The following is a 15,776-nucleotide window of genomic DNA, read 5'->3' on the forward strand; positions in this document are numbered from 1 at the left end:
TCATCCCGGCGCAGGCCGGGATCCAGCGCGGAGGTGATCAGAACCTCAGCACTGGATGCCGGATCAAGTCCGGCATGGCGAAGGGAAACGTATTTGTACAGACCGTCATCCCGGCGCAGGCCGGGATCCAGAGTGGAGGTAATCAAAGCCTCAGCACTGGATACCGGATCAGGTCCGGCATGACGAAGTGAAAATGTGTTTGAACCCAATCGTCATCCCGGCGCAGGCCGGGATCCAGCGCGGAGGTGATCAGAACCTCAGCACTGGATGCCGGATCAAGTCCGGCATGACGACGTAGTAACGTAAATGTACCCAACCGTCATCCCGGCGTAGGCCGGGATCCAGTTAAGGAGGCAGATCAGGCCTCTGCACTGGATACCGGATCAGGTCCGGTACGACGAAGTAGAAACTTAAATTGAAAGGGGAATTAACGATGGCTGAGAAAAAACTGGGTGGCGCTGGCCTGCGTGGTCAGGTCGCTGGCAAGACTGCACTGTCCACCGTGGGTAAATCCGGCTCCGGTCTGACCTACCGCGGTTACGACGTCAAGGATCTGGCGGAAAACTGCGAGTTTGAAGAAGTCGCATACCTGATTTTCTACGGCGAGCTGCCGACCAAGGCGCAGCTGGCTGACTACAAAGGCGTCCTCAAGGGCATGCGCGGCCTGCCGCAGGCACTGAAAGAAGTGCTGGAGCGTATCCCTGCCGACGCCCACCCGATGGACGTAATGCGCACCGGCTGCTCCATGCTGGGCAACCTGGAAGGCGAAGAGTCCTTCGACCAGCAGCAGGATCGCGCCAACCGCCTGCTGGCCGCGTTCCCGTCGATCATCTGCTACTGGTACCGCTACAGCCACGATGGCGTGCGCATCGAAACCGAAACCGAGGATGACTCCATCGGCGGGCACTTCCTGCACATGCTGCGCGGCGAGAAGCCGAATGCGCTGCACGAGCAGGTCATGAACGTGTCCCTGATTCTGTACGCCGAGCACGAGTTCAACGCGTCTACCTTCACCGCGCGCGTTTGTGCCTCCACCCTGTCTGACCTGTTCAGCTGCATCACTGGTGCCATCGGCTCCCTGCGCGGCCCGCTGCACGGCGGCGCCAATGAAGCGGCCATGGAACTGATCGAGCGTTTCTCTTCTGCCGACCAAGCAGAAAAAGAGCTGCTCGGCATGCTGGAGCGCAAGGAAAAGATTATGGGCTTCGGCCACGCGGTCTACACCGAGTCCGACCCGCGCAACGCTATCATCAAGCAATGGTCTGAGAAGCTGGCCGCCGACGTCGGTGACGAGGTGCTGTACCCGGTTTCCGTACGCTGCGAAGAGGTGATGTGGCGCGAGAAGAAGCTGTTCTGTAACGCTGATTTCTTCCACGCTTCCGCGTATCACTTCATGGGCATCCCCACCAAGCTGTTTACGCCGATCTTCGTGATGTCCCGCGTAACCGGCTGGGCCGCCCATGTGTTCGAGCAGCGCGCCGACAACCGCATCATTCGCCCGAGCGCCGAGTACATCGGACCGGAGCTGCGCAAAGTTACGCCGATCGCCGAGCGAGGCTGATAGGCACGGTAGTCACAGACCGGATCCCCGTGTCGGACCCTGAGCGGCACAGACCCTTCCCGGGATGACGATGGATACAAATATGTTTTCCCTTCGTCATGCCGGACCTGATCCGGTATCCAGCGCCGAGGTCTTGATTACCTCCGCTCTGGATCCCGGCCTGCGTCGGGATGACGATGGATACAGATATGTTTTCCCCTCGTCATGCCGGACTTGATCCGGTATCCAGTGCCGAGGTCTTGATTACCTCCGCTCTGGATCCCGGCCTGCGCCGGGATGACGATGGATATAAATATGTTTGCCCTTCGTCATGCCGGACCTGATCCGGTATCCAGTGCCGAGGTCTTGATCACCTCCGCTCTGGATCCGGGCCTGCGCCGGGATGACGATGGATATAAATATGCTTGCCCTTCGTCATGCCGGACCTAATCCGGTATCCAGTGCTGAGGCTTTGATTAGCTCCGCTCTGGATCCCGGCTTGCGCCGGGATGACGATGGAGACAAATATGTTTTCTCTTCGTCATGCCGGACCTGATCCGGTATCCAGTGCCGAGGTCTTGATTACCTCCGCTCTGGATCCTGGCCTGCGCCGGGATGACGATGGATACAAATATGTTTTCTCTTCGTCATGCCGGACCTGATCCGGTATCCAGTGCCGAGGTCTTGATTACCTCCGCCCTGGATCCCGGCCTGCGCCGGGATGACGGCTAAATACTCCAAGTTTTATTCGAGTCTGATTTTTCATGAATACCGAATACCGCAAAAAACTCCCCGGCACAGACCTCGACTTTTTTGACACCCGTGAGGCGGTCGAAAAAATCAAGCCGGGTGCCTACGAAAAACTCCCTTACACCTCCCGTATCCTGGCCGAAAACCTGGTGCGCCGCTGTGAGCCCGAGCAGCTCACCGATGCCCTGAAACAGATTATCGGGCGCAAGCGCGAACTGGACTTCCCCTGGTTCCCGGCCCGCGTTGTCTGCCACGATATTCTCGGTCAGACTGCACTGGTGGATCTCGCCGGCCTGCGCGATGCTATTGCAGAGAAGGGTGGCGACCCGGCCAAAGTAAACCCGGTGGTGCCGACCCAGCTGATCGTCGACCACTCCCTGGCCGTCGAACACCCCGGTTTTGAAAAAGACGCGTTCGAAAAGAACCGCGCAGTGGAAGAGCGCCGCAACGAGGACCGCTTCCACTTCATCAACTGGACCAAGACTGCGTTCGAGAACGTCGATGTGATCCCGCCCGGCAACGGCATCATGCACCAGATCAACCTGGAGAAAATGTCTCCGGTGGTACAGGTCAAAGATGGGGTCGCCTTCCCGGATACCTGCGTCGGCACCGACAGCCACACCCCGATGGTGGATGCGCTGGGCGTCATTTCAGTAGGCGTGGGCGGCCTCGAAGCCGAGAGCGTCATGCTCGGCCGCGCTTCCTACATGCGCCTGCCCGACATCGTCGGCGTCGAGCTGACCGGCAAACTGCAGCCCGGTATCACCGGTACCGACATGGTGCTGGCCCTGACCGAATTCCTGCGCCGCGAGCGCGTAGTGGGTGCGTATCTCGAATTCTTCGGCGAAGGAGCCTCCAGCCTGAGCCTGGGCGACCGCGCCACCATCGCCAACATGACGCCGGAATACGGCGCCACCGCCGGCATGTTCGCCATCGACGAGCAGACTATCGACTACCTCAAGCTCACCGGCCGCGACGATGAGCAAGTAGCCCTGGTAGAAAAGTTCGCGAAAGAAACCGGCCTCTGGGCAGACAGCCTGAAGAACGCCGAATACGAGCGCGTACTCAAGTTCGACCTCTCCTCCGTAGGCCGCAACCTGGCCGGCCCGTCCAACCCGCACGCACTGCTGCCGGTGTCCGAACTGGCCAACCGTGGCATTGCCCAAGAAGGTTGGAGAGAGAAGTGGGAGGAAAAAGAAGGCCAAATGCCCGACGGCGCGGTGATCATTGCCGCGATCACCAGCTGTACCAACACCAGCAACCCGCGGAACATGATTGCCGCAGGCCTGATCGCGCGCAACGCCAACAAGCTTGGCCTGACCCGTAAGCCCTGGGTGAAAACCTCCCTGGCGCCGGGTTCCAAGACCGTGAAAATGTACCTGGAAGAAGCCAAGCTACTGCCGGAACTGCAGCAACAGGGCTTCGACGTGGTCGCCTTTGCCTGCACTACCTGTAACGGCATGAGCGGCGCGCTGGATCCCAAAATCCAACAGGAAGTCATTGACCGCGACCTCTACGCCACCGCCGTGCTGTCCGGCAACCGCAACTTCGACGGCCGTATCCATCCGTACGCCAAGCAGGCCTTCCTGGCCTCGCCGCCCTTGGTCGTCGCTTACGCCATTGCCGGCACCATCCGCTTCGATATCGAAAAAGATGTGCTGGGTCACGACAAAGACGGCAACCCGGTGACCCTGAAAGATATCTGGCCGAGCGACGAAGAGATCGACGCGATCGTCAAACAGAGCGTGAAGCCCGAGCAGTTCCGCGAGGTCTACATCCCGATGTTCGACCTGAGCAAGGCGGAAGAAGAGAAGGGCGAGCCGCTGTACAACTGGCGCCCGCAGAGCACCTACATCCGCCGCCCGCCATACTGGGAAGGCGCACTCGCAGGTGAGCGCAGCCTGAAAGGCATGCGCCCGCTGGCGGTGCTGGGTGACAACATCACCACCGACCACCTGTCGCCGTCCAACGCTATTCTGGCCAGCAGTGCCGCCGGTGAATATCTGGCGAAAATGGGCCTGCCGGAAGAGGACTTCAACTCTTACGCCACCCATCGCGGCGACCACCTCACCGCCCAGCGCGCCACCTTTGCCAACCCGAAACTGTTGAACGAAATGGTGCGCGACGACAACGGTGCAGTGAAGCAGGGCTCCCTTGCCCGCATTGAACCGGAAGGCAAGGTCACCCGCATGTGGGAAGCCATTGAAACCTACATGGACCGCAAGCAGCCGCTGATCATCATCGCCGGTGCCGACTACGGCCAGGGTTCCTCGCGAGACTGGGCCGCCAAAGGTGTGCGTCTTGCGGGTGTGGAAGCGATTGTGGCGGAAGGCTTCGAGCGCATTCACCGCACCAACCTGATCGGCATGGGCGTGCTGCCGCTGGAATTCCAGCCGGGTACCACCCGTGAAACCCTGGGCATCGACGGTACCGAGACCTTTGATGTGATCGGAGAGCACAACCCGGGCACCACCCTAACACTGCTGATCCACCGCAAAGACGGTGAAACGGTGGAAGTCCCGGTGAAATGTCGCCTGGACACCCAGGAAGAAGTCTCCATCTACAGTGCCGGCGGTGTATTGCAGCGCTTTGCCAACGACTTCCTGGAGGCCGAGGGCGCGGTCTAAGTACAGGACTCGTCATACCGGCGCAGGCCGGTATCCAGAAAACCCCGTCATCCCGGACCCGGTCCGGGATCCAGTCAAACCCTCGTCATGCCGGAATCGATCCTGCATCCAGCTGGCCCCGTCATCCCGGACATGATCCGGGATCCAGCATCGAGGCACTGGGTCCCGGATCAAGTCCGGGACGACGACAGTGTGAGAAACCCAATGACTCATGCCCCCCAAATCAAAGTCCCCGCCACCTACATGCGCGGCGGCACCAGCAAAGGCGTGTTCTTCCGTCTGCAAGACCTCCCGGAAGCTGCACAGGTTCCGGGCGCGGCGCGCGACAACCTGCTGCTGCGGGTGATCGGCAGCCCCGATCCCTACGGCAAGCAGACCGACGGCATGGGCGGAGCCACCTCCAGCACCAGCAAAACCGTCATCCTCTCCAAGAGCGACCAGCCCGATCACGATGTGGATTACTTGTTCGGCCAGGTCTCCATCGACAAACCGTTCGTGGACTGGTCCGGCAACTGTGGCAACCTCACCGCCGCCGTGGGTGCCTTCGCCATCAACAGCGGTTTTGTGGATGCGGATCGTGTGCCAGAGAACGGCATCTGCACCGTGCGCATCTGGCAGGCTAACATCAAGAAGACCATCATCGCCCACGTACCCATCACCAATAGGGAAGTGCAGGAGACCGGTGATTTCGAGCTGGACGGCGTCACCTTCCCCGCGGCCGAAGTACAGATCGAGTTTATGGACCCAGCGGACGGGGACGGGGCGATGTTCCCCACCGGCAACCTGGTGGACGATTTAGAGGTGCCGGGCGTCGGCACCCTGAAAGCCACCATGATCAACGCCGGCATCCCGACCATCTTCGTCAATGCGGCGGATATCGGTTATACCGGCACCGAACTGCAGGAAGCCATCAACGGTGCCGACAAGGCGCTGGCCATGTTCGAGACTATTCGTGCATATGGAGCGAAGGCCATGGGCCTGATCGACAAGGTGGAAGAGGCAGCCGCTCGCCAGCATACCCCCAAGGTCGCGTTCGTCGCGGCACCCAAGGACTATGTGGCTTCCAGCGGCAAGAAGGTGGCAGCGGGCGATATCGACCTGCTGGTGCGCGCGCTCTCCATGGGCAAACTGCACCACGCCATGATGGGCACCGCCGCCGTCGCTATCGGCACCGCGGCCGCCATTCCCGGCACCCTGGTTAATCTGGCCGCCGGGGGAGGGGAGCGCGGTGCGGTCACCTTTGGCCATCCGTCCGGCACCTTGCGGGTCGGCGCGGAAGCGGAAGTGGTTGACGGGCAGTGGACTGCCACCAAGGCCATTATGAGCCGCAGTGCGCGGGTTCTGATGGAAGGCTGGGTGAGAGTACCCGGCGACTACCTCTAGCCTATAGCGTCGGTACCTTCCAAGAGGAGGGATTCGTGACTCTGACATCCGGATGTCCATAAAAGCGAGCCTCAACCGGGCTCGTTTTTTTGTGCTTACGAAATGCTGTACAAAAGTTAGACAGGCCGGAAGCTCTTTTCAGCAGCACTCGTCACTTAATTCGTTGGGATGAGGCCAAGTCATTGACTTAAAAGGCAATTGAAATACTATCAAGTGCAGATCTATCCAGAATTATAAAGACGCTCTGCAGCTTAATTCTGATGGAATATCATCGAGTAGGCGACAAGTTACTGATTTTGTTGGGATTTACTGTGGATCACTGGAAAAGCCGTTCCGGGTTACAAAGAACTGCGTTATATAGACGCGTCTTTTGAATAAACTGTTAGTGTTTTTTAGCGCGGCGGCATTTGGTTTTTGGTTTTCGGAAAGTCCGGTGTATTAAATCGTGGTTCCGATACGCAGTGTGGCCAGAATTGGCAGCGTGAAATCGTGGCTCCACTATTAAGCACCGGAGAGTCGGCTTCTGAGCATTTGCGGGCAACTCTATTTGTGCCGTGCCGCAAAAGGCTAATCGTCGGCTTCGCCCACGATTTTGGCAGAGCTGGAAAGTGTGTGCCAAGTTGGCGGCACCGCACCGGGGTATTTTCAGGTATCGTAGGGCCTAAACCGTTCGTTCCTGTCAGTGGTTGCATCGAACTAGGGCGTACAAAATATAGTCAGGCAGAGGCCCGAAACACTAACAAGCTGCGGCAGAGCGACAGCCAACACTACGCGCCTTTTGTGTTACTCGCTGTCGCTCAAACATTAACACAAATGGCGCTCCGCGTTGGCTGCGCCTGCGCAGGGCGTTATGTGAAGGTAACCTAATGACACTACCTCAAAAGGGATCGAGGCTCATAAGTGTTGATGGTGTAGGGTATAGGTGGGCTATCCGAAAGAAGCCTACTTACGCAGAAGGTATTGGTGAATCGAATTTAACAGCTGCTGTAGAACTTAGAGATTCGCCTAAATCTACGTTGCTGATCACTTTCAATAAGCTAAGAAGTGATAGCTGGGTTTCGATTGAGCAGGTAAGTGCTACACCACAAAAAATCGCAGATTGTATAGGAAAGGCTCTATCCGAGGGCTGGGAACCAAACGTTCCAGGGTGTAATTTCCAGGTCCAGTGCGAAATCACATAACAATCACGGGCAGTGAAGCTCCGGCCCTTCGGGCCTCCGCGGGACGGCTTACCGTATGCACGTTTTACGCGGGTCGCTACGCTCCCATTTTTGCGCAAAACGCGCATAAGGTAAGCCGCCCCTGCCGTGGGCGTTATACGCAGGAGTGAAATTGAACATCATACGACTAATGTCACTTTTGTGTATTGCGTTAGTGCTGTCTGGTTGTAGTACCGGACCATTTTTAAAGCCATACGGTCCAATTGGTACGTATAGCACGGAAAACCCTGCGTGCCCGGGAGCGGAAAATGTCCTTGAAATAGATCTACCGAGATATGACTGGCTTATTTTTAGAGTTCTAGCAAAGGAATCTACAAAATATCAGCCAAAGGGCACGAGGCTAATCGCCTATGTAATGCCTAAGTTATACAAGCATCCCGATTCAAATGAGAACTGGTCACTTTTTCCATCGGAAGAAGAAAGAGCTTTGAAAGAAAGGCTGATCTCAGAGCGTAAGTCCCAGAACATTGAAATTTCGTTTTCAAGCTCTGAGGCAATTGTTACGTTTTTAGATGGTAGGCAATCTTTTGTAGAGCTACCATTTTTTCAAAAACCCTATAGGTATCCATCAGGAAAACACTACGGAAACTGGGGACCTGAAGCTGTAATTGCACCAGAAAAACTCAAAGAATTTACTGTCAAATTCCCATCGTTAATAATAGATGGAGAAGAGTTCGTAGTTCCATCAATCCAGTTTAAAGTTAGTGAGAGTACATATGCCCCTGTGCTTAACTGCTAGTTCCGCAGCGTATAACAATGCAATGCAGCCGACGTCTTACTTTGTGCACTTTTTGCACGGTCGCTGCGCTCCCATTTTCGTGCAAAAAGCACCCAAAGTAAGCCGCGGCTGATTGTGGCGTTAAGTGTAAAGGAAAGTTCAAACATGGAATCTAGATCGAACTTTGTAACCGTTTTAGCTTGGATACTCATAATCGGATCTGCCTATTTATTCTTTCTTTCGGTTGTTAAGGTTCTATTGTTATCATCCATACCCGGTGGAGATGAGCTCTTTTCTGCAGCCGAAGGTCGCCCGTTCGTCATCCAATTCATGCTCGAGTATATGTATGTTTTCACGTATGGATTCTGTGTTATTACTGCGTTCTCTTTCTTTGCTTCCATTGCACTTTTAAGGCGAAAAAACTGGGCGAGGTTCGCCCTGATCGTTGTCATGGCTTTTGGTGTACTTTGGCAGATAAGTAATTTAATTATGAAAGTTTACATGTTCACGCAGGTTTCTCCATATTTACCAGAAGAAGGGCTTGAGGAAATTGAGCGTATTAATTCGATTCTTCGTTGGTTTAACTTTTTAAAGACGATTGTTGTAGCTAGCGTTTTTGCATGGATACTTAAAAAGCTATTGACTCACCCAGTTATCAACGAATTTACACTTAACAATGCCAGGCAGTAAAACTCCGGGCCTCCGGCCCTCCGTGGGACAGCTTACCTTGTGCACATTTTGCGCGGGTCGCTGCGCTCCCAGTTTCGCGCAAAATGCGCACAAGGTAAGCTGCCCCTGCTGGCGGCGTTAGGCGTAAGACTTACCCACAAAGGAGGTGGAAATAGCATGATGTATAGCGTGCCTTTTGAAGAAGTCAATGCATCTGAATATGAGAGGGAAATCAAAGCTTATGTACATACGAAATCTGATGTTAATTCGGTCGTTATTTCCCAAGCAGTCGTTAGATCTTTCTGGAGAGTGTTTGAGTTGGTTTTGAATTCTTGCCAACAAATGAAGCACTGTCATGGTGAACCTATCGGCTACTTCGCAGTTTTAGATGAGAAAATTAATTCTAAAAAAATCTCTGTCAAAGGAAAACTTAGCTGGGAGGATATGTATGGAGCTCGGTTTAGTTTTTTTCAGATTGATATAGATCGAAAAAGTCCAAAATTACTCTACTCAATAAAAATTCTCCGTCGAAGTACTAAAGTTAAAAAACAAGCGATTTATATCGGGAAGACGCACTCTGATTGGCTTGTTGGGTACAGAGCAATCGATTTCGAGTTTCCAGCTTATGGCCCCGATTTGTACAGCCCTGGTGAATCCCTGCCTCGACGCCTAGAAGAGAGTGATCCTAGTTTTGATAATTTGGAAGAATTTAGGAAGCGACGTAAGAAACTTAGGGAAGGAAAATGACAGCCGTAGAAAGTTTGCGTAAGAGCTTTAGGAAATTTTCCACTGAGAGTTTGAACTCATTACTGCGGGCCTATCTCAGCTTGGAGCACACATAACAAACGGCTGTTATCGCCCCTGCGGGGCTGGAACGGCCTTTCCGCCACTTCGCGGCTACAAGTCCGCCCCAAAGCCGGGCGTTATTGGTCTGAACGGCGTCTTTATCCAAGTTGATCCTTGGAATTTTGTGCAAAAAACGCCTTTTATAGAGCGGGGAATAGTTGTGGTCGATATGGTTCTGGAGTCGAAGATCAAATGTCCAAACTGTGGCCACAAGAAATCGGAAACTATGCCTACCGACTTTTGCCAGTATTTCTATGAGTGTGAGTCTTGCGGTAGGTTGCTAGAACCGAAACAGGGTGACTGCTGTGTCTTCTGTTCATACGGTACAGTACCGTGTCCACCCCTTCAGAAGGGGACCGGGTGCTGTGCCGCTGACCAATAACAAATTTAGGCAGTCGACGCACTAGGGTGCGTGTCTGCAGAAAGCGTTATGCCACTTGATTCATCTTGGTAAATTTCTTTATGAAGTACATATTCCCTTTGATTCTTTTAGCTGGACTTTGTGCATGTGCCGTTTCCGAAGAGAAGCAAGCGGCAATCAAAGTGCATGAAGAGGCGGCTAAGGCGGCTGAAAGAAGGGCGCAAGTACATGGAACTCTTCCCGGTACACCAGAGAACATCGAAGGGATTGAGAGGGCCAGAAAACAGGCAAGAAATGAAAGGGCTGCGGCAAGGGAGTTAAAGAAAACCCCAATTTCTGATTTCTTTGATGGTATTTTTGACGCAGTATTCAAGCAAGAGCATTAGAGTTTTCATTCATAACAAACCTATGCAGTTTGCTACGGCCCCTGGCGGGGCCACTGCGGGACGCCCAGCGCTGTACACATATCGTGCTGCTCGCTGCGCTCCCTTCATAGCACAATATGTGTACAGTATTGGTCGCCCCTGCTGCGGGCGTTCTCTTTGCGAGTAAATTCAGCAACGATTCAGTTGTGCCGGGTTAAAAAGCAGGTGTGAATCCAAGGAATACGCACCATGCGCCAGGTCCCATACCGATTACTCGCCGCTCTCACGATCACTTTGACGCTCAGTGGCTGTGTCACCTACCCAGCAGGCCCGCCGGTGGTCGGCGGGAGCACCTATGTCCGGAAGGCTCCTCCAGTTTACTCCTATTCAGTGATCACAGATCCCGGCTATCGCTACTACGACGATACCCTCGGCGTTTACGTGTTCTACGACCGCAGTGACGTTTTCTATCGACAGGGGCGTTACTATCGTTGGTATCAGGACCATTGGATCAGTGCCAATCACTGGGCTGGCCCTTGGTATCCAGCCCCGAATCTGACTATCTCGGGAAGCTTCAATGACCGCTGGCATTCGCGCTTGCGCCGCCATGGCCATCACTACGCCGGAGGACACCACTACAGACCCCCGCGCCGGCACGGTCATGACGATGGCTACAATCGGCGGGACTGGCACGACAGCAGCGCGTATCGACATGATCGTCGTGAGAAGGGCCAGGATCATCGTGAGAAGGTTCGGGATCGTCGCGAGATAGTTCAGGATCGTCGTGAGAAGGTTCGGGATCGTCGTGAGAGGGACCAAGATCGTGGTCTAGGCGGTAAACATGGGTTTGCTGGTATAGCCGAGCAAAAACGGCGGGCGCCTCAGATGGACAACCGGGGAGGGGATCGCCGCAATGAACGCCGTAATGACCGCCGGAACCCGCATCGGGACGAGGGCACAGTTAAACTTGGCGACAAGCCCACCGGCAGTCGCGGCCCTCGAGTTGTTCCTGTATCAGAACGTACGGCGCACGATCGCCGCACGGTGCGCGACAGGCTGAAGCCACAAGCCCAGCGCGGCCAGCCCCAGCCCCAGCACAATGCGCCAACTGATCGGCGCAATACTGCCGCGAAACCAGCTCCGCACCAGAAGCGCGAGCAACCAAAGAACGAGCAGCCAAAGAAAAAGGAAAAGGAAAAGAAGTCCAAAAAGAAAACGGATAAGCGTGATCAGGTACGCCGGGTGTGAGAGCCGCTTACCCGCCGGTCCAACGAAGCACGCCTAATCTAGGGGTTTAGCAATTACCTTTCTTGGCCTGTCCCGGCGGGCAGTGCTTCTGGTTCCCGCCAACAATGACGCCAGGGACTAGTACCTTGGCAGGCTTCATCTCCAGGCTGGGGCCAACAACTGCGCAGCCGTTAAGAAAAGCCGTAGCGCACAGGACCAGAGCGATTTTTAGTTTCATAAGAATACTTTGCTGGGTGGGTTTTGCCGCCATGCTAAAGTCTGCGTTGCTTGAGGTCTATTTATCTCCCGGGTTTTTGCCCAAATTTGAGGGCCGTTTCTCACTGCAATCCTTCCGAAGTGCGGCTGATCACAGAGTGAGTGCGGAGTGTGCCACAGGTATGAATCCGCTATACGGAATATAGGCATGTGAGTCTTAAGGGCGCCGAGGTGTAGCCGGAGGGCAGTTCGGAGGGCACAAAGAATCGACCGGTCTTTCACATCAATAAAAAAGGGCGCCGAAGCGCCCAAGATAATCTGCCGAATTTGGAGCATCAGAAGGAGAACTTATAGCCCACTGAGAGGTTGAGCGTCCATGGGTCATAGATGTAGTCCCCGGAATAGGACTCGATAAACGGCTCTACATCCGGGGGCGGCGGAACATCATCCAGAAGCCGTAACCGAATATCTGTCGTGGATCGCGCGTAAACCGCGGCGACATTTACCAGCCAGGCGCTATCGCGTCCGAAATTGAAATCCATACCTGCTTGCCAGGTATAACCCCAGGATGACCCCATATCGAAGTCGCCGCGTAAATCAAATTCAGCCAGGTCGTCCTGCACTCTACGACCAGGTCCACTTGTACTGAAGTCGGTATAGCTGATTCCGCCACCTATATAGGGCTGAATCAGGCAGGTCTCATCCAGGGGGTAGAATTTCAGGCTTGCGGTGCTGATATCGGCATCAAAGCTTACTACATCACGATATTCGAACTCTTCGAAACCCAATGAGAAAAGGCGGTCAGCGTGACTGCTGGTATGCGGGTCACCGTCCATATAGCCAAGCTCGAAGCCCAAATGCTCTACTGGTTTCCACTCGAAGTTGAAATACCAACCCCACTCGGAACCTGGATCAACGGTAGAGCGAAATGCATCGAAATTCTGGAAGGTGTCATCGACAAAGCTAACCTTGTCATCTCCTGCGGAAATGTAGTATCCACCGGCGCGGACGATAAAATCCTGCTTCATGGATGGCACGTAACCGGATCTGGGGGGCTCGTAACCGGAACCACCTGCCAACGCCACGCTGGAAACCGCCAGTGCCAGCGGTGCCAAAACGGGTGCAATAAAACGTATCCCTTTCATTAAGGTAACTCCTTTTATACCTTGGGCAAAAATGAGGCTCAGGAAGCCCTCTAAAAGTGTAATAACGTAATTTCACGCCTGTGGAGAAGAGGGCTAAATCTACGCCTGTTGACGTTTTTTCACACTAATTTGGCAGCTAATCTCCCCATGAGGTATTCACCTGACTGTTGCCTCCTGGATTCTGGGAATAAGTTGAGCTGCTTTCGATGGATTTCCCGATCTTTGTATTTCGGCTTGTGCAGGCGCCAAAGCCCTATTATCCAGCCCCAGCTGCTGCTGATATCTGTGCATTTATCCAGTAGAATGGCCCCCGTCATCTACAAAAGCCCCAACCCAAGCCTTAAACCAGTACAGTCTCTTGCCTCAAGGATTCCTCCTCAGCCGCCACAGCTTTGACCAGCGCGGCAGCACCTGCATCCACTACTGGCTGGCCACACCCGAGGGGCCGGTCAAGCTGGTCATTGAGGGCGAGCGCCCGGTCTTTATGGTGAGGGTGGCTGACCGCCCTCAGGTAGCCCAGGCCTTGGTCGGTGTGCCCTGTGATTGGCAGCAGCTGGGCTTTCAGACCTTTTGCCGCGAGGAAGCGGCCATGCTGTATTTTCCCACTATCGACGCCCACCGCCGGGCCCAGGCCCTGTTGCAAACTCGCGGCATCGAGGTGTTTGAAGCGGACTTTCGTCTCCACGACCGTTACCTGATGGAGCGCTTTGCCCGGGGTGGCCTCTACTTTGAAGGTGTGGCCCTGGCCAGAGGGGGCTATACGGAATATCGGCAGGTGCGCCTCAAGGGCGCCGAGGTGCAGCCGGATTTCAAGGTGGTTTCCCTGGATGTGGAGTGCTCCGGGCAGGGTGAGCTGTATTCCATCGGTCTCTACGGGCATGGCGTGGAAGAGGTGCTGATGGTGGGCCAGCCTGAAAGTGCTGACACCACCATCCACTGGGTGGATGACGAACGTGCACTGCTCGAGGCTCTGGAGGCCAGGATCCAAAGCCTGGACCCGGACATCATCATCGGCTGGGCTGTGGTGGACTTTGATTTTCGACTGCTGCTGAAACGGGCCGGGCGCCATGGCCTGCGCCTGAAGTTGGGGCGCGGTGGTACCGATGCCCGCTGGCGGGATGGCCGGGAAGGCAGCCAGGGCTTCGTGACGCTGCCGGGGAGGGTGGTACTGGATGGCATCGACGGACTGAAGAACGCCACTTACAACTTTGAAAGCTTCAGCCTGGAGTTCGTGGCCCAGACGCTGCTGGGCCGGGGCAAGGACACCGAAGACGTGGACAACCGCCTGGCGGCGATTGAACACGACTTTCGCCATAACAAACCCAAACTGGCCGCCTACAACCTGGAAGACTGCCGCCTGGTCTGGGATATATTCCAGCACACCCGTTTGCTGGATTACCTGCGCCTGCGGGCCCAGCTCACGGGGCTGGAGCTCGACCGCAGCGGCGGCTCGGTGGCAGCCTTTACCAACCTCTACCTGCCCAGGCTACACCGCAGCCGCTATGTGGCGCCCAACGTACCGGCCGACGGCGGCCTGGCCAGCCCGGGCGGCTATGTGATGGACTCCCGGCCGGGCCTGTACGACAACGTGCTGGTGCTGGACTTCAAGAGCCTGTACCCCAGCATCATCCGTACCTTCAAAATCGATCCTATGGGGCTGGTTGAGGGCTTGTCGGAGGACGATGCCATTCCCGGTTTTCGCGGCGCGCGCTTTTCCCGTGACAAGCATTTCCTGCCGGACATCATTACCAACCTCTGGGCCCAGCGGGACATAGCCAAGCAGGAGCAGGATGCCGCACGCTCCCAGGCCATCAAGATCATCATGAACTCTTTCTACGGGGTACTCGGAAGTGGGGGCTGCCGTTTTTACGATACGCGCCTGGCCAGCTCCATCACCCTGCGCGGCCACGAGATCATGCAGCAAACAGCCCGCTGGATCGAGGAGCTGGGTCACCAGGTAATCTACGGCGATACCGATTCCACCTTTGTGTGGCTGAGCGGCCGACCGAGCCTGGAAGAGGCCGACGCGATCGGCAAGAGTCTCGCCCACGAGGTCAACACGCGCTGGCAGAACAAGCTCAAAGACGAGCTGGCGCTGGAGTGCGAACTGGAGCTGGAATTCGAAACCCACTATCAGCGCTTCTTGATGCCCACCATTCGCGGCTCGGAGGCCGGCTCCAAGAAGCGCTATGCGGGCCTGGTGGTGAGCGGGGATGAGGAAAAGCTGGTATTCAAGGGCCTGGAAACGGTACGCAGCGACTGGACGGCCCTGGCCAAGCAGTTCCAGACCCAACTCTACGGGATGGTGTTTCACGGTGAAGACCCGTCCGACTATATCCGCGAGATGGTGGAGAAAACCCGGGCAGGGGAGATGGACGAACAACTGGTGTATCGCAAGCGACTCAGGCGCAAGCTGGAGCAATACGTCAAAAACGTGCCCCCCCAGGTGCGCGCGGCAAGACTGGCCGATGAGCACCGCCGCCAGCAGGGGCTTTCACCCCGCTACCAGAACAAGGGCTGGATTCGTTACGTGAACACCCTGAATGGGCCGGAGCCGGTGGATTACCGCCAGTCACCGATCGATTATCAGCACTATATCGACAGGCAACTCAAACCGGTGGCCGATGCCATATTGCCCTTCATCGATCTGGATTTTGATAGCCTGGTGGATGGCCAGCTGGGTCTGTTCGGAGGAGCGGAGTGATGCAG

11 protein-coding genes are annotated in these 15,776 nt (G+C 55.6%); 10 read left to right on the forward strand and 1 reads right to left on the reverse strand.

Annotation, left to right across the window (positions count from 1 at the left end; genetic code table 11):
• Nucleotides 1-433: 433 nt before the first annotated feature.
• From prpC to LVD12_RS00625, 9 genes are all read left to right on the forward strand, one after another.
• A complete protein-coding gene (gene prpC, locus LVD12_RS00590) occupies nt 434-1,561 on the forward strand; it encodes a bifunctional 2-methylcitrate synthase/citrate synthase (protein ID WP_237064823.1) in 1,128 nt (375 codons plus the stop codon).
• 743 nt (nt 1,562-2,304) lie between these two features.
• Nucleotides 2,305-4,917 carry a Fe/S-dependent 2-methylisocitrate dehydratase AcnD gene (acnD, locus tag LVD12_RS00595; protein ID WP_237064824.1) on the forward strand — a complete coding sequence of 871 codons (2,613 nt, stop codon included), beginning with the start codon at nt 2,305-2,307 and terminating at the stop codon, nt 4,915-4,917.
• Nucleotides 4,918-5,121: 204 nt separating this feature from the next.
• Nucleotides 5,122-6,300 (forward strand): 2-methylaconitate cis-trans isomerase PrpF, encoded by a 1,179-nt coding sequence (prpF, locus tag LVD12_RS00600; protein WP_237064825.1) that lies wholly within the window; start codon nt 5,122-5,124, stop codon nt 6,298-6,300.
• A gap of 1,332 nt (nt 6,301-7,632) precedes the next feature.
• Nucleotides 7,633-8,259, forward strand: a complete 627-nt coding sequence (locus LVD12_RS00605) for a hypothetical protein (protein WP_237064826.1) — start codon at nt 7,633-7,635, stop codon at nt 8,257-8,259.
• A gap of 144 nt (nt 8,260-8,403) precedes the next feature.
• Nucleotides 8,404-8,928, forward strand: coding sequence for a hypothetical protein (locus LVD12_RS00610; protein ID WP_237064827.1), 525 nt, complete (start codon nt 8,404-8,406; stop codon nt 8,926-8,928).
• Between the two features lie 39 nt (nt 8,929-8,967).
• Nucleotides 8,968-9,654: a hypothetical protein gene (locus LVD12_RS00615; protein WP_237064828.1), complete on the forward strand. Its 687-nt coding sequence runs from the start codon at nt 8,968-8,970 to the stop codon at nt 9,652-9,654.
• A gap of 268 nt (nt 9,655-9,922) precedes the next feature.
• The gene (locus LVD12_RS16155; RefSeq protein ID WP_305080503.1) at nt 9,923-10,135 is read left to right on the forward strand and encodes a GDCCVxC domain-containing (seleno)protein; all 213 of its coding nucleotides are present in this window, start codon (nt 9,923-9,925) and stop codon (nt 10,133-10,135) included.
• A gap of 80 nt (nt 10,136-10,215) precedes the next feature.
• Nucleotides 10,216-10,500 (forward strand): hypothetical protein, encoded by a 285-nt coding sequence (locus LVD12_RS00620; RefSeq protein WP_237064830.1) that lies wholly within the window; start codon nt 10,216-10,218, stop codon nt 10,498-10,500.
• Nucleotides 10,501-10,728: 228 nt separating this feature from the next.
• Nucleotides 10,729-11,727, forward strand: coding sequence for a hypothetical protein (locus LVD12_RS00625; RefSeq protein WP_237064832.1), 999 nt, complete (start codon nt 10,729-10,731; stop codon nt 11,725-11,727).
• A gap of 530 nt (nt 11,728-12,257) precedes the next feature.
• On the opposite strand, the gene LVD12_RS00630 is transcribed toward LVD12_RS00625, so the two are convergent.
• Nucleotides 12,258-13,067: an OmpW/AlkL family protein gene (locus LVD12_RS00630; RefSeq protein WP_237064835.1), complete on the reverse strand. Its 810-nt coding sequence runs from the start codon at nt 13,065-13,067 to the stop codon at nt 12,258-12,260.
• Nucleotides 13,068-13,425: 358 nt separating this feature from the next.
• Here LVD12_RS00630 and LVD12_RS00635 point away from each other — a divergent pair, with 358 nt between their 5' ends.
• Nucleotides 13,426-15,771: a DNA polymerase II gene (locus LVD12_RS00635; RefSeq protein ID WP_237064837.1), complete on the forward strand. Its 2,346-nt coding sequence runs from the start codon at nt 13,426-13,428 to the stop codon at nt 15,769-15,771.
• Nucleotides 15,772-15,776 lie beyond the last annotated feature (5 nt).

Origin of the sequence: Microbulbifer guangxiensis (assembly GCF_021729075.1) — a bacterium.
Taxonomy (GTDB): Bacteria; Pseudomonadota; Gammaproteobacteria; order Pseudomonadales; family Cellvibrionaceae; genus Microbulbifer; species Microbulbifer guangxiensis.

What these genes read in the sequence shown, in the direction of transcription:
- prpC (WP_237064823.1), top strand. Translation starts at nt 434, where the DNA reads ATGGCTGAGAAAAAACTGGGTGGCGCTGGCCTGCGTGGTCAGGTCGCT.
- acnD (WP_237064824.1), top strand. Translation starts at nt 2,305, where the DNA reads ATGAATACCGAATACCGCAAAAAACTCCCCGGCACAGACCTCGACTTT.
- prpF (WP_237064825.1), top strand. Translation starts at nt 5,122, where the DNA reads ATGACTCATGCCCCCCAAATCAAAGTCCCCGCCACCTACATGCGCGGC.
- LVD12_RS00610 (WP_237064827.1), top strand. Translation starts at nt 8,404, where the DNA reads ATGGAATCTAGATCGAACTTTGTAACCGTTTTAGCTTGGATACTCATA.
- LVD12_RS16155 (WP_305080503.1), top strand. Translation starts at nt 9,923, where the DNA reads ATGGTTCTGGAGTCGAAGATCAAATGTCCAAACTGTGGCCACAAGAAA.
- LVD12_RS00620 (WP_237064830.1), top strand. Translation starts at nt 10,216, where the DNA reads ATGAAGTACATATTCCCTTTGATTCTTTTAGCTGGACTTTGTGCATGT.
- LVD12_RS00625 (WP_237064832.1), top strand. Translation starts at nt 10,729, where the DNA reads ATGCGCCAGGTCCCATACCGATTACTCGCCGCTCTCACGATCACTTTG.
- LVD12_RS00630 (WP_237064835.1), bottom strand. Translation starts at nt 13,067, where the DNA reads ATGAAAGGGATACGTTTTATTGCACCCGTTTTGGCACCGCTGGCACTG.